This is a genomic window from Kitasatospora arboriphila (assembly GCF_039528095.1).
GTDB classification, from domain to species: domain Bacteria; phylum Actinomycetota; class Actinomycetes; order Streptomycetales; family Streptomycetaceae; genus Kitasatospora; species Kitasatospora arboriphila.
Genome location: NZ_BAAALD010000345.1, coordinates 1 through 506, shown reverse-complemented (window position 1 = coordinate 506; position 506 = coordinate 1). Strand labels below are relative to the sequence as shown.

General features: G+C 54.7%; 1 protein-coding gene. It reads left to right on the top strand.

The window, feature by feature from the left end; genetic code table 11:
- Positions 1-421 (top strand): ABC transporter permease subunit (locus tag ABD353_RS40305; RefSeq protein WP_344628656.1); only part of this gene is annotated, 421 nt, incomplete at its 5' end.
- Positions 422-506 lie beyond the last annotated feature (85 nt).

Genomic DNA, 506 nt, shown 5'->3' with positions numbered 1-506 from the left:
CAACACCTGGCTGGGCTACCCGTACATGATGATCCTGTGCATGGGGCTGCTGAAGGCGATTCCGGACGATCTGTACGAAGCGTCGGCAATGGATGGCGCCGGCCCGTTCCAGAACTTCTTTAAAATTACCTTCCCGCTGCTGATTAAGCCGCTACCGCCGCTGATGACCGCCAGCTTCGCCTTTAACTTTAACAACTTCGTCCTGATTCAATTGTTGACCAACGGCGGTCCGGACCGTCTCGGCACCACCACCCCGGCCGGTTATACCGACCTGCTGGTGGGCTACACCTATCGCATCGCCTTTGAAGGCGGCGGCGGTCAGGACTTCGGCCTGGCGGCGGCTATCGCAACGCTTATCTTCCTGCTGGTTGGCGCGTTAGCGATTGTGAATCTGAAAGCCACGCGCATGAAGTTTGATTAAGGGAGATAACGATAATGGCTATGGTCCAACCCAAATCGCAGAAGCTACGTTTATTTACCACGCATCTCCTGCTACTGATTTTTAT